This is a genomic window from Kitasatospora sp. GP82, assembly GCF_029892105.1.
Classification (GTDB): domain Bacteria; phylum Actinomycetota; class Actinomycetes; order Streptomycetales; family Streptomycetaceae; genus Kitasatospora.
This window is the reverse complement of sequence record NZ_JARZAJ010000024.1, coordinates 61,103-73,793: the sequence shown is the minus strand read 5'-3', so window position 1 is coordinate 73,793 and position 12,691 is coordinate 61,103. Positions and strand designations below refer to the sequence as shown.

The following is a 12,691-nucleotide window of genomic DNA, read 5'->3' as shown; positions in this document are numbered from 1 at the left end:
CTGCACGGCCGACTCGCACCCCGGACCGAGCAGCGCCGACGTCGTACCCGCGACCGGCCGGGACAGGCCGTAGTACTACCAGCGGCGGTGCTTCAGCGGCGGTGCTTGCCGCCGGAGGCGGCCGGCTCCGGGACGGCGTACGGGATCCGCAGCTTGCGGGCCAGCGGAGCCACCGCCTCGGCCGCGCCCAGTGGCTTGGCCAGCACGAACAGCGAGAGCAGCACGGCCAGTGAACCGGCGGACAGCCCGACGAAGTTGCCGACGATGCCACTGCCGAGCGCACCGGCGCACTGCCCGGCCAGCCAGTGCGCGGCCAGCGCACCGGGTGCGCAGGCCAGCGCCAGCGCCAGGTGCAGGGTGACCACCCGGCTGCCGTCCAGCCCGCTGCGGCCGCGCGAGCGCCGCCCGCCGCCGATCTCCAGGGTTGCGTCGGAGGGCAGCGCGGCCGCTGCCTTGGTCCGCAGCTGCTTCCCGAGGGCCCGCCCGGTGATGACCATGCCGAGGGTGGTGGCCACGGTCTGTGCGACACCCATCCCGACGATGATCCAGCGCGGGGACAGCGTGAAGTACGCGACGGCGGAGAGCGCGACATTGCTGCCCGCGATCACCGTGGTCAGCCAGAACGGGGTCCTGGCGTCGCTCATCGCGTAGAACCCACGGGCCAGCGCGTACTGAGCGCAGAAGGACGGCAGGCCGATCGCGAAGGCCATCAGCATCTCGGCCATGACCTCGACGTCGGCGGCCTTGATGACGCTGCCGTGCCCGTAGGCGAGGCCGATGATCGGGCTCGCCAGCGAGAGGAAGATCGCTGTGGCGGGGATGATCATCCCCGCCGAGCTGCGGAGCGTCTGGGCCAGCTCCCGGCCGACCTCCTCGAAGCGCGACGAGCTCACCGCGCGGGACATGCTCGGCAGGATCGCGGTGACCATCGAGACCGTGATGATCCCCTGCGGGACGACGAACAGCAGGTAGGCGTTGTTGTAGGGGGTGTAGCCCAGGCCCTCCTTCAGGCCCAGGGTGTGGGCCTGGGACCCGGCGCCGGTCGCCATGTTGGTGATCGCGTTGAAGGACAGCTGGGTGACCACGACCAGCATCAGGGCCCAACCCGCCGCCCGCAGCGGAGTGGTGAGGCCGGCGCCCCTCCAGTCGAAGCGCGGCCGGTAGCGGAACCCGGAGGCCCGCAGTGAGGGCAGCAGGGAGAGCGCCTGGAGCAGGATGCCGAATGCACTGCCCGCGCCCAGCAGCATGGTGGCGCCGCTGCTCACCTGGTCGGCCGACTCCGCGTGCTTGCAGATCGCGATGTAGAGGCCGAAGACGCCGATCACCACGACGTTGTTCATCACCGGCGCCCACATCATCGCGCCGAACCGGTCGCGGGCGTTGAGCACCTGGCCGAGCAGGCCGAAGACGCCGTAGAAGAGGATGGCGGGCAGACAGTACCGGGCCAGCGCGATGGTCAGTGCCCGCTGGACGTGCTGCTCCGGCGAGTAGTTGGTGTAGGAGTCCACGATCTGTGGCGCGAAGAGCCAGGCGACGAGGGTGATGGCGATCAACGCCACGCCGCAGACCGTCAGCAGACGGTTGGTGTAGGCGACGCCACGGTCCTTGTGGGTCTGCGCGGCGCGCACCAGCTCGGGAACAAAGACCGAGTTCAGCACACCGCCGATCAGCATCAGGTAGACGGTGTTGGGGAGCAGGGTCGCGACAGCGTAGCCGTCGGCGAGAGGGCCGACGCCCAGCGCGGCGGCGATCACACCGGCCCGGACGAAGCCGAGCGCACGCGAGGTGAGCGAGCCCAGGGCCATGATCAGGCCGTTGCGGCCGGCCGAGGACTCCTTGGCGGCCGGAGCCTCCTCGGCCTCCGCCGGAGGCTGCTCCGCCGGCTGACGCGGCGGCGGCAGCTGGGTGCCGAGCTGCATGGTCGGCTGAGGACCGTACGGCGATTCGTGCTGCGAGTCGTACTGCGGCTGCTGCGCGTCCATCGACGGCATGAACGGCTGGTCGGGAATCTGGCGCAGCGACATGGTGGGCGGGTCGCCGCCGTACGAGCCGGACGGCTCGCCCGTCGTGTGCATGGTCATCGGACCCCCGTCACTCGGTGCCTGGGCAGTGCGGTTGCGGGGCCTCCACAACCGCTGTCCGGCGGTCCCTTGGTGTACGGAGCGGGTGTTGCCTCGTACGACCGGCCTGGTCCGCGCCGTCGTGCTTGGTTCCCCCGGGCTGGGCGCAGGTGCACCCAACCGGAGAAGTCTGCCCTAACTCGGCACTCGGTGGGGAGCCAGGTGCCGTGTGCCGGAGATCTCTCCGAGGTGGCCGTCCATCCCGATCGGAGCCCAACTGGGCGGCAGTATGGTACGAATGCCCGAGTTTGCAATGGTTTTTTGGTGCCTGTACGGAGAGCTTCCGCTGGTGCGCCACTGCCCTGATCCCTCCCCCGGGGCCACTCCTGTGTGGTGTGATCTTTGTCACTGATCGTCAGGAGCGGAGGTGGATCCGCTCTCTCGGGGTACGCCCGCCGTGGCGCCTGGCGCCAGGACACGCTGCACTCTCGGTCTCGTCCGCCAGTTGACCCGGCGTACGTCCCGGCTAAGTGCGCCCGGCCGCCACAGCTCGACCGCGGCCGTCACTCCGCCGACCACGAGGCCGGCCGTGAGCCACCCGGCCAGCACATCGCTGGGCCAGTGCACCCCGAGGGCGATCCTGGTCCAGCCGATGGCCAGGACGGTGAGTGCGGCGGCGGTGCAGGCGGTGGCCCGACCGGCCCGGCTGGCGCGGGGCCAGACCAGGATCACCAGTGCGGCGCAGGTGATCGCGGAGGCCAGCGCGTGCCCGGACGGGAAGGAGGCGCCGGACGCGTGCGAGACGGGATCCGTGAAGAGCGGCCTGGCGCGACCGACCAGCGCCTTCCCGGCCCAGCCGACCAGCCAGCCCACCAGCATCTGGGCCATCGCCCAGCCGGCCAGCATCCGGGCGCCGATCACCCAGAGCCAGACGGCCGCCAGGCCCAGCAGGGTGCGCATGGTGACGGTGCCGCCGATGTCGGCGAGCATCTGCATCGACGCCGTCCACGCGGTGTGCCGGCGGGCGAAGTCGTGCAGCGCGTCGATCCACCCGTGGTCCAGGCGGTACAGCGGCCCCCAGCCGCCCTGCACCAGGGCCAGCAGCACTCCCAGCAGGGCGGCGCAGCCGAGGGCCAGGGCTGCCGACTCGAGCAGTCGGCCGCGGCGGCGCCGGGCGGGAGCGGCGTGGACGCCGTCGGTGGTCAGGTGCATGGCTGACACCTTCCCAGGTGCGGTGGCGGAGCCTGTGCCGAGCGGATAGCGATTTGGCATCTTTTGTGAGGAGAAGCTGCGGATGTCGATTCTCGTTCGTTGATTCGGTGAACGGGCGGACGGGACGTTTTCGCCACAGTCTGTCTCCATTCGATCGCGCAATGTGCGCGATCATGGGGAAAATTCCGCAGGATACTGCATCCGAAGACGAATCTGGCCGAGTTGGGAATGTTGTCCGAATTCTGTGCGTTGGATCGTTACGTGTGAGCCTCCAGGAGGCCCGCTTCTTCTTGTCCCCGGGCTCGCCCCGGCGGGGGTGAAGACCAGGTAGACCGGCACCAGCAGCAAGGGAGCAAGCATGGCCACTCGTGCCGTCGTTCGTGACAAAGCCGACCGGACTCGCTCGGCTCGCCCGAACAACCTTGAGGCCGACCGCGACCTTGTCGGTATGTACCTCGACGAGATCGCCAGGACGCCTCTGCTCGATGCCGCCGAGGAGGTCGAGCTCTCGCTGCGCATCGAGGCGGGTGTCTACGCCCAGCACCTGCTGGACGATGACGCCATTCCGAAGGGCACCAAGCGCGATGAGCTGGAGGCGATAGCCGAGGACGCCGAGCGCGCCAAGGACGTCTTCATCCGCTCGAACCTCCGTCTGGTGGTCGCGGTCGCCCGGCGGTACCCGCGCAGCGGCCTGCCTCTGCTCGACCTCATCCAGGAGGGCAACGCCGGCCTGGTCCGGGCGGTCGAGAAGTTCGACTATGCGAAGGGGTTCAAGTTCTCCACCTATGCGACGTGGTGGATCCGCCAGGCGATCACGCGCTCGATCGCCGACCAGTCGCGCACCATCCGGCTGCCCGTCCACCTGGTCGAGGAGCTGGGCCGGATCCGCCGGGTGCAGCGCGAGAAGGCCAAGGAGCTGGGCCGGGAGCCGGAACCGGCCGAGATCGCGGCCGAGCTGGACACCACCGAGGACCGGATCAAGGACGTGCTCGACTGGGCCCGTGACCCGGTCAGCCTCAACATGTCGGTCGACGACGAGGGCGAGACCCAGTTCGGCGACCTGGTCGAGGACACGGGCGCGGTCTCCCCGGAGGACGCCGTGATGGTCATGCTCCGCCGGGAGGAGCTGGACGATCTGATCGGTCGGCTCGACGACCGGACGGCCTCCATCATCCGTTCCCGGTACGGCATGGAGGACGGCCGTGAGCGCACGCTGACGGAGGTCGGCAAGCAGCACGGGCTCACCCGGGAGCGGATCCGGCAGATCGAGAAGCACGCGCTGGCCGAACTGAAGAAGATCGCCGACCACGCCGGCTTCGAGGCCGCCTGACACCCGCACCCCGCCGAGGACCCTGGTCCGGCCACCGGCCGCTCCGGGGTCCGACGCCGTCCGGGAGCGGAGGGCCGGTGGCCGGGCCGTACGGAACGGTCCAGGACTTGCCTAGGCTGGGGTGGAGGAGTCGGCGATGCAGCTGATGCGGCTGACGATGGAATTGGCAAGGAGCACAGGAGAGATGGCCGAGCAGGAAGAGCCGACCCGGCCGAAGGCGAAGCTGGTCTTCGGTGACCCGTTGGAACGGCAGACCGGCGATGACACGGACCGGGGCTGGGGCGAGCGCCCGGAGGCGGCGGAGGGTGGCGGGCGCGGCCTGGACTGGTACCTGAGCCAGCGGCCGCCGCATCACGGAGGTTGATCGGATCGGTTGGCGGCCGGGGCGCTAGCCCTGCCGTACCAGGGCGTCGCGGATCTCGGTGAGCAGCGCGACCTCCTTCTCCTCGGCCTCGACGGTGGCCTCCGCAGCCGTCTTGCGGCTGGCCATGTAGCGCTTCATGGGGACGATGAGCGCGAAGTAGACCACGGCGGCCGTGATCAGGAACTGGACGAGGGCCGCCAGCACCAACCCCCACAGGATGTAGATGCCGGAAGTGACATTCCCGGCCCCGTCCATGGTGCAGGGGCCCTTGAGGCAGGAGGCGTAGGCCGCGAGGTCCTTGGTCCCGAACACTCCGATGATCGGATTGATAACGCCCTTGACGAAGGCGTTGACGATATTGGTGAAGGCCGCGCCGATAACGACGGCGACGGCGAGGTCGATGACATTGCCGCGGAGCAGGAATTCCTTGAAGCCCTTCATGTCGCGCTGAACGACAGTGCAGCCGTTCGGTCACGGCTGAATTCCGTGCCGTCGCACTGACGCATTCCCGCGCGCTCATCCACTGGGCGGTGCCGTGCCCGTGCAGCGCGGTGTGGTGGCCGGGCCGGCCGCCGCCGAGGGGGCGGCGGGTGGCGGGGGACCTGGGCGCAGCGGACCGGCGGTGAGGGCCGTGGCGGCGGCCAGCAGCCCCGTCGCCAGCATCCCGGGTCGGTGCCGGACGGCCTGTTGCAGCCGGTGTCGCCCGCCCCCTCCGCGCCGGATCGGGGGAAAGGCCGGGACGGTCCGCCGGGGCGGTACGGCCGAGGGGGCCGACGCAGGGGTGGTGCCGATTGATCCGGAGTGGGAGTGCAGCGGCTGGTGCTCCAGGTACGTCGTCATGCGCATCAGAGTGCGCGGCCCCCGCAGTGCACGGAATCCCCCGGCGAATTCCTGTGGATAAACCGGCCCTGTGGATAACTCCGTTCACCCATGGGAGTGGTGCAGTCATACGAATGGCCGGTGCGGTCATGCGAAAGGCCCGGAGTTCGTTTCCGAACCCGGGCCTTTCGAACGAGTCGACAGAGCAACGAGTCAACAGAGCGCCGACAGGTGCGAACGAGTGTCCGTGTCAGCTCGCAGCGCTGGAGCTGGCCGCCGGAGCCGGCGAAGCGGCCGGAGCCGACGCGGCGGGCGACGGGGACGAGGACGCCGTCGAGGACGAGCTCACCGAGCTGCTCGACGAGGAGCGGCTGTCGGTGCGGTAGAAACCCGAGCCCTTGAAGACCACGCCCACGGCCGAGAAGACCTTGCGGAGCTTCCCCTGGCAGTCGGGGCACGTGGTCAGCGCCTCATCGGTGAACTTCTGCACCGCCTCCAGGCCGTTGCCGCACTCGGTGCACTGGTACTGGTACGTGGGCACTTGTTCTTCCTCCTGCACTTCCCCCTGGCACTCTCGCCTGATGAGTGCTAACGACGGTCAATGATGCGGCATTCCGCTGCATCAGTCCAGCGCCACCGCGTGTGAGATACCCCCACCCGGCGCACTGCTCTTCGAATCTCAGCCCTTGGACACACCGGCCAGCTGGACCTGGCTCGCGCCGTGGGCGACGACGACACTCGGTGCGCTCGGCGCGGTCAGCAGCCGCCGCAGCGACACCAGTGCGATCAGGCCGAGCCCGGCCCCGAAGACCGGCACCACGAAGCCGGCCCAGGCGCCGTGCTGGTCCACCAGCAGCCCGGCCACGATGGAACCCGCCGCCAGGCCGAGCCCGATGGCCCCGGTCAGCCAGGTGAACGCCTCGGTCTTGGCGCCGTCCGCGACCAGGGTCTCGACCAGCGTGTAGCCGCTGATCAGGGTCGGTGCGATGGCCAGACCGCAGAACAGCCCGGCGATCGCCAGCGTGGTCAGGTTGGGCATGGCCCAGAGCGTCGAGCAGCCCAGCACCAGCAGCGTGTAGCTGCCGAGCATCCGCTGCTTGACCGAGCGCCGCCAGGAGATCATGCCGTACAGCACACCGGCCAGCATGCTGCCGCCTGCGAAGATCCCGTACACCACGCCGGTGAGGCCGGACTGGCCCTCGGCCGTGGCGTAGGCGGTCACCGAGACCGTCATGGCACCGAAGACGGAGCCGACGCCCAGGAAGGAGCCCGCCAGCAGCCGGACGCCGGGCGAGGAGAGCGCCGAGGCCTGCTTGGTGCCGGGCACGTACGGGTGCAGCGCGGGCGCGGTACGGCGCTGCGCGGCGAAGGCGAGGCCGCCGACCACGGTCAACGCGGCCTCGGTGATCAGTGCGGCCGAGGGCGAGGCGAAGGCGGAGATGCCGGAGGCCAGCACCGGGCCGATCGCGAAGGTGAACTCGTCGGTCACGGACTCGAAGGCGAACGCGGTGTTCAGCTTCTGCGGCGAGTCGGAGAACTTGGCGACCCAGCGGGCTCGGACCATTGCGCCGATCTGCGGCACGCTGGCACCGGCGGTGCCGGCTGCCAGGTAGAGCGTCCAGACCGGCGCGTGGTTCAGCGCCAGCGCGATCAGCGCGGCCACCGAGACCGCGTGCGCCGCGATGGTGGGAATCAGCACGACGGCCTGGCCGGACCGGTCGGCCAGCCGGCCGCTCTGCGGTCCGATCAGCGCCTGGGTCGCCGCGGCGAACGCCACGACCAGGCCGGCCGTGCCGTACGAGTTGTACTCGTGCTGGATGAGCAGCACGACGGCCGCGCTGAGCATCGCGTAGGGGAGTCGGGCCGCGAAGGCGGGGACCAGGAAGGTCCAGGCTCCGGGGGTGCGGAGCAGCGTGCCGTAGCCGACGCGGGTAGGAGTGGGCTCTGCGACCGTTCGGCGGGCCGTCACGGTCGGTCCTTCCTGCTGTCTGGTAGCGCGGCCGGGTATGGGGTGGCCCCGGCAGCGCCGAGAGTCGTCCTCTCGTGCGTTGACCGGGGTAGATACCGGGTCCACGTCGGCCGGTGGAACTGGAAGCGGGCCGACAGAGGAGGGACCACGGCCGCCGAGCGGTCGCGCCAACTCTGCATCAGACAGATGTTGCGGATTTTCGGTGATGAAATCAGGTATGTCGGTCCATAGTACGCACTGCGGACCCGGTCCGCGTGGTCCACACAAGGTGAACGATGCGGAAAACATACGAATCTAGCGCCCGTACAGCCATCCGGCAAGCTTTCCGCCCCGGTCGACGGCCCGAAGCCTGCGCTCCGCAGTCTCGCTGACGTCCTCGGTGGTGACGACCAGCAGTTCGTCGCCCGCCCGCAGCACGGTTGCCTTGTCGGGGACGAAGCTGGTGCCGTCGCGGACCACCAGGGTGACGGCCGCCCCGGCGGGCAGCCGCAGCTCGCCCACCTCGACGCCGGACATCCTGGACGTCCCCGAGAGCGAGACCGAGAGCAGCCGGCCGTGCAGGTGCTCCAACGGCGCGGACTCGATGCCCAGGTCCTGGCCCATCGCGCCCTCGGAGATCCGCAGCCTGCGGGCGACCAGCGGCAGGGTCGGGCCCTGGAGCAGGGTGAAGACGACGACCAGGATGAAGACGATGTTGAAGACCTCCTGCGCCTGCGGCACCTCGGCCACCAGCGGGATGGTCGCCAGCACGATGGGCACCGCGCCGCGAAGCCCGGCCCAGCTCAGCAGGGCCTGCTCGCGCCAGGGCAGCCGGAACGGCGTCAGGGCGGCGAAGACCGAGGCGGGCCTGGCCAGGAAGACCAGCACCGCGCCGATCACCAGCGCGGGGATGATCGCCGAGCCCATGGTGTCGGGGTTGCAGAGCAGGCCGAGCACCACGAACATGCCGATCTGCCCGATCCAGGCCAGCCCGTCCGCGAAGCCGCGGACGGCCGGGCCGTGCGGCAGTTTGGCGTTCCCGAGGATCACCGAGGCGATGTAGACGGCCAGGAAGCCGGAGCCGTGCAGCAGGGCGCCGCCCGCGTACGCCACCACGGCCAGCGACATCACGGCGATCGGGTAGAGGCCGGAGGAGGGCAGCGCGACGTGTTTGATCCCGTACGCGCCGAGCTTGCCGACCGCCAGGCCGACGGCGGCGCCGATGGCCAGCTCGGCGATGATCGTGCCGACCAGGACGTACCAGGAGTCCAGCGGCCCTGTGGTGGCGAAGGCGACCACCAGGATCACCACCGGGGCGTCGTTGAAGCCGGACTCGGCCTCCAGCAGGCCGGTCAGCCTGGAGGGCAGCGGCACCATCCGCAGCACCGAGAAGACCGCCGCCGCGTCGGTGGAGGAGACGATCGCGCCGAGCAGCAGCGAGACCCGCCAGTCGAAGCCGGCCAGCCAGTGCGCGCCCGCGGCGGTGACGAAGACGCTGACCGCCACGCCCAGGGTGGCCAGCATCGAGGCGGCCGGCATGACCGGTCTTATCGTCGCCCAGCTGGTCTTCAGGCCACCCTCGGCGAGGATCACGACCAGGGCCGCGTAGCCGAGGACCTGGGTGAGCGAGGCGTTGTTGAAGGTGACGCCGAGGCCGTTCTGGCCCAGTGCGACACCGATACCCAGGTAGATCAGGAGGCTGGGAAGCCCTGATCGGGTCGAGATTCGCACGGCCACCACCGCGACCAGAAGGATCACGGAGAACTCGAGCAGGAAGCGGTTCAGGTGGTCGACAGTCACGCAGTGGCACCTCGGCACGTCAATGGGGCGGTCGGGGGCGGTGAGACGGCAGAACGAGCGGGCAGAACGCACGGTGAAGGCGGAACTGATGGCTCGTTCGACGACTTGTTACTCAGTCTAACATTTTACCTGCTCTTTGATCGTCGGCTTCCGTCCATCGAGACCGGATAGGGTCCACCTCAGCCCACCGTGGACGTCCCCAGTGCATGTCCGCCACCTGAGTCGCCCTAATGTGGTGACCTGTCACGGCCGTAAACGCACCCCAGCCAAGGACCCAGATGCCCCGCTCGAAGAAGTTCCGGCGCGCCCGTCTGATCGTGCTCGTGCTGGTTGTGCTACTCGTCGCCGCCGTCGTCGGCGGCGGCTACTGGGCGGTCAACGCCGTCCGTGCGTCCTACCCGGACGTCTCCGGCAGCGTCTCCGTGCCCGGCATGTCCGCGCCCGTCGACGTCAAGCGCGACGCCAACGGCATCCCGCAGCTCTACGCCGACACGCCCGAGGACCTGTTCCGCGCCCAGGGCTACGTCCAGGCCCAGGACCGGTTCTGGGAAATGGACGTCCGACGCCACATCACCTCCGGCCGGCTCTCCGAGATGTTCGGCTCCGGCCAGGTCGAGACCGACACCTTCCTGCGCACCATGGGCTGGCGCCAGGTCGCGCAGCAGGAGTACGACACCAAGCTCTCCGCCGACACCAAGAAGAACCTCAAGGCATACTCGGACGGGGTCAACGCCTGGCTCGCCGGGCACCCCGGCGGCCAGCAGGCCTCGCTGGAGTACACCCTGCTCGGTACGGTCAACGGCAGCTACAAGCCCGAGCAGTGGGACCCGGTCGACTCGGTGGCCTGGCTCAAGGCGATGGCCTGGAACCTCTCCGGCAACCTGCAGGAGGAGATCGACCGCTCGCTGCTCTCCCAGGACTTCACGTCCGAGCAGATCGCCCAGCTCTACCCGGCGTACCCGTACGACCGCAACGGCACCATCGTGAAGACCGGTACCGTCGGGACGGACGGCACCTACAAGCCCGCCGACGGTGTCGGCCCGCAGACGCCCGCCGCCCAGGCCCGGGCCGTCACCAGCACGCTGCTCACCGACATCTCCACCAAGATGGCCGCGATGCCGCAGCTGCTCGGCCCGCAGGGCCAGGGGATCGGCTCCAACTCCTGGGTCGTCAGCGGCGACCACACCGTCAGCGGCAAGCCGTTGCTCGCCAACGACCCCCACCTCGGCCCCGGCCTGCCCTCCGTCTGGTACCAGATGGGCCTGCACTGCCGGACCGTCAGCGCCACCTGCTCGTACGACACCTCGGGCTTCACCTTCGCCGGGATGCCCGGAGTGGTGATCGGCCACAACCAGAACATCGCCTGGGGCTTCACCAACCTCCGCGCCGACGTCACCGACCTCTACCTGGAGAAGGTCACCGGACCCGACACCTACCTGGTCGACGGCCAGGACGTGAAGTTCCAGACCCGCAAGGAGACCATCAAGGTCGCCGGGGGCGCGGACCGCACCATCACCGTCCGCAGCACCAACCGCGGCCCGCTGATCTCCGACCAGAGCTCCGAGCAGCAGAACGTCGGCAAGTACGCCCCCGCGGGCAACGCCGCCCCGGACCGGGCCCAGGGCTACGGTGTCGCCCTCCAGTGGACCGCCCTCACCCCGGGCAACACCATGGACGCCATCTTCAAGTTCGACCGCGCCGCCAACTGGAACGACTTCCGGGACGCCGCCAGCAACTTCGCCGTGCCCGCGCAGAACCTCATCTACGCCGACACCCAGGGCAACATCGGCTACCAGGCCCCCGGCGCGATCCCGCAGCGCCTCAAGGGCGACGGCAGCTACCCGGCCCCCGGCTGGGACTCCAGCTACGGCTGGAAGAAGGACTACGTCCCCTTCAAGTCCCTGCCCTACAGCTACAACCCCAAGAGCGGCTACATCGTCACCGCCAACCAGGCCGTGGCCGACGCCTCGTACCCGTACCTGATCACCAAGGACTGGGAGTACGGCACCCGGGCCAAGGAGATCACCGACCTGATCGAGAGCAAGCTCAAGAACGGCGGCAAGATCTCGCCGGACGACATGCAGTCGATGCAGCTGGACAACACCAACGTGATGGCCAAGACGCTCGTCCCGATGCTGCTCAAGATCCAGATCAACGACCCGTACGTCCGCGAGGCCCAGGACCTGCTCAAGACCTGGAACTACCGCCAGGACGCGGACTCCGCCGCCGCCGCGTACTACAACGGCGTCTGGCGCCAGCTGCTCACCCTCGCCTTCGGCCAGAAGTTCCCGGCCGACCTCCGGGCCCAGGGGGACTGCCTGCTGGTCCGCCAGAAGCGCGACAGCACCCTGCCCGACGACGCCCTCGGCGGCACCCCGCAGGCCGTCACCGAGTGCGGCACCCGCGACCCCGACCACGCCCAGCCCGACGGCGGCGACCGGTGGACCGAGGTGGTCAGGCAGCAGCTCGCCAACCCCAAGAGCAGCTGGTGGGACTACATCGACTCCAACCACCTGCCGCAGCACGGACTCGACAACCTGCTCGCCGAGGCCATGAAGGACGCCCGCCAGGACCTCACGGCCCAGATGGGCAAGGACATCTCCACCTGGAACTGGGGCCGACTGCACACCCTGACCCTCAAGGACCAGATGCTCGGCACGGACAACTCCTCCATCGCCTCCGGTCTGGTCCACAAGCTGCTCAACCGCGGCCCGTACCAGCTCTCCGGCGGCAGCGCGGCCGTGAACGCGGCCGGATGGAACGCGGCGGCGGGGTACAAGGTGGACTGGATCCCCTCGATGCGGATGGTCGTCGATCTGAGCGACTTCGACGCCTCCCGCTGGATCATCGTCGGCGGCGCCTCGGGCCACGCCTTCCACCCCAACTACAACGACCAGACCGACCTCTGGGCCAAGGGTGAACTCCTGCCCTGGGCCTGGTCGGCGGACGCGGTGGAGAAGGCGACCAAGAACAAGCTGGTCCTGAGCGCGGGCTGAGCCCCCCCGCGGGGGGCTCGATGGGGCTGGTCCCGGGTTTTTGGGCCGGCCCCTTGCCGTTGCTCGGGCTCGTGATCGGCCGTTCAGCTCCGTAGAGGGCTGTTCGCGCACGCAGTTGATCAAGCAGGGCCTCGCGCCCCTCAGGAACTTCCCGATTGCGGA

At 69.5% G+C, this 12,691-nt stretch carries 10 protein-coding genes; 3 read left to right on the top strand and 7 right to left on the bottom strand.

Annotated elements, in window-relative coordinates:
• Positions 1 to 92: 92 nt before the first annotated feature.
• Positions 93 to 2,081 carry a murein biosynthesis integral membrane protein MurJ gene (gene murJ, locus P3T39_RS24355; RefSeq protein ID WP_280701017.1) on the bottom strand — a complete coding sequence of 663 codons (1,989 nt, stop codon included), beginning with the start codon at positions 2,079 to 2,081 and terminating at the stop codon, positions 93 to 95.
• A gap of 384 nt (positions 2,082 to 2,465) precedes the next feature.
• Complete coding sequence (locus tag P3T39_RS24350) at positions 2,466 to 3,272, bottom strand: phosphatase PAP2 family protein (protein WP_280701015.1); 807 nt, start codon at positions 3,270 to 3,272, stop codon at positions 2,466 to 2,468.
• A 358-nt stretch (positions 3,273 to 3,630) separates the two neighbouring features.
• On the opposite strand from P3T39_RS24350, the gene P3T39_RS24345 reads away from it, so the two are divergent.
• Positions 3,631 to 4,602 (top strand): sigma-70 family RNA polymerase sigma factor, encoded by a 972-nt coding sequence (locus tag P3T39_RS24345; RefSeq protein WP_280701013.1) that lies wholly within the window; start codon positions 3,631 to 3,633, stop codon positions 4,600 to 4,602.
• A gap of 184 nt (positions 4,603 to 4,786) precedes the next feature.
• Positions 4,787 to 4,966, top strand: coding sequence for a hypothetical protein (locus tag P3T39_RS24340; RefSeq protein WP_280701008.1), 180 nt, complete (start codon positions 4,787 to 4,789; stop codon positions 4,964 to 4,966).
• A 24-nt stretch (positions 4,967 to 4,990) separates the two neighbouring features.
• Here the strand turns inward: P3T39_RS24340 and mscL are convergent, their stop codons facing one another.
• The 5 genes from mscL to P3T39_RS24315 all read right to left on the bottom strand — a co-directional run bounded on the left by mscL (position 4,991) and on the right by P3T39_RS24315 (position 9,533).
• Entirely contained in the window at positions 4,991 to 5,407 is a 417-nt protein-coding gene (gene mscL / locus P3T39_RS24335; protein ID WP_280701006.1) for a large conductance mechanosensitive channel protein MscL, read from the bottom strand.
• A 75-nt stretch (positions 5,408 to 5,482) separates the two neighbouring features.
• The gene (locus P3T39_RS24330) at positions 5,483 to 5,806 is read right to left on the bottom strand and encodes a hypothetical protein (protein WP_280701004.1); all 324 of its coding nucleotides are present in this window, start codon (positions 5,804 to 5,806) and stop codon (positions 5,483 to 5,485) included.
• A 229-nt stretch (positions 5,807 to 6,035) separates the two neighbouring features.
• Positions 6,036 to 6,326, bottom strand: coding sequence for an FmdB family zinc ribbon protein (locus P3T39_RS24325; RefSeq protein WP_280701002.1), 291 nt, complete (start codon positions 6,324 to 6,326; stop codon positions 6,036 to 6,038).
• A gap of 138 nt (positions 6,327 to 6,464) precedes the next feature.
• Positions 6,465 to 7,754, bottom strand: coding sequence for an MFS transporter (locus P3T39_RS24320; RefSeq protein WP_280701000.1), 1,290 nt, complete (start codon positions 7,752 to 7,754; stop codon positions 6,465 to 6,467).
• 294 nt (positions 7,755 to 8,048) lie between these two features.
• On the bottom strand, positions 8,049 to 9,533 hold the full coding sequence (locus P3T39_RS24315) for a potassium/proton antiporter (RefSeq protein WP_280700999.1): 1,485 nt from the start codon (positions 9,531 to 9,533) through the stop codon (positions 8,049 to 8,051).
• Positions 9,534 to 9,811: 278 nt separating this feature from the next.
• Between P3T39_RS24315 and P3T39_RS24310 the strand changes: the two genes are divergently transcribed.
• Complete coding sequence (locus P3T39_RS24310; protein WP_280700997.1) at positions 9,812 to 12,529, top strand: penicillin acylase family protein; 2,718 nt, start codon at positions 9,812 to 9,814, stop codon at positions 12,527 to 12,529.
• Positions 12,530 to 12,691: the final 162 nt, after the last annotated feature.

What these genes read in the sequence shown, in the direction of transcription:
- murJ (WP_280701017.1), bottom strand. Translation starts at nt 2,081, where the DNA reads ATGACCATGCACACGACGGGCGAGCCGTCCGGCTCGTACGGCGGCGAC.
- P3T39_RS24350 (WP_280701015.1), bottom strand. Translation starts at nt 3,272, where the DNA reads ATGCACCTGACCACCGACGGCGTCCACGCCGCTCCCGCCCGGCGCCGC.
- P3T39_RS24345 (WP_280701013.1), top strand. Translation starts at nt 3,631, where the DNA reads ATGGCCACTCGTGCCGTCGTTCGTGACAAAGCCGACCGGACTCGCTCG.
- P3T39_RS24340 (WP_280701008.1), top strand. Translation starts at nt 4,787, where the DNA reads ATGGCCGAGCAGGAAGAGCCGACCCGGCCGAAGGCGAAGCTGGTCTTC.
- mscL (WP_280701006.1), bottom strand. Translation starts at nt 5,407, where the DNA reads ATGAAGGGCTTCAAGGAATTCCTGCTCCGCGGCAATGTCATCGACCTC.
- P3T39_RS24330 (WP_280701004.1), bottom strand. Translation starts at nt 5,806, where the DNA reads ATGACGACGTACCTGGAGCACCAGCCGCTGCACTCCCACTCCGGATCA.
- P3T39_RS24310 (WP_280700997.1), top strand. Translation starts at nt 9,812, where the DNA reads ATGCCCCGCTCGAAGAAGTTCCGGCGCGCCCGTCTGATCGTGCTCGTG.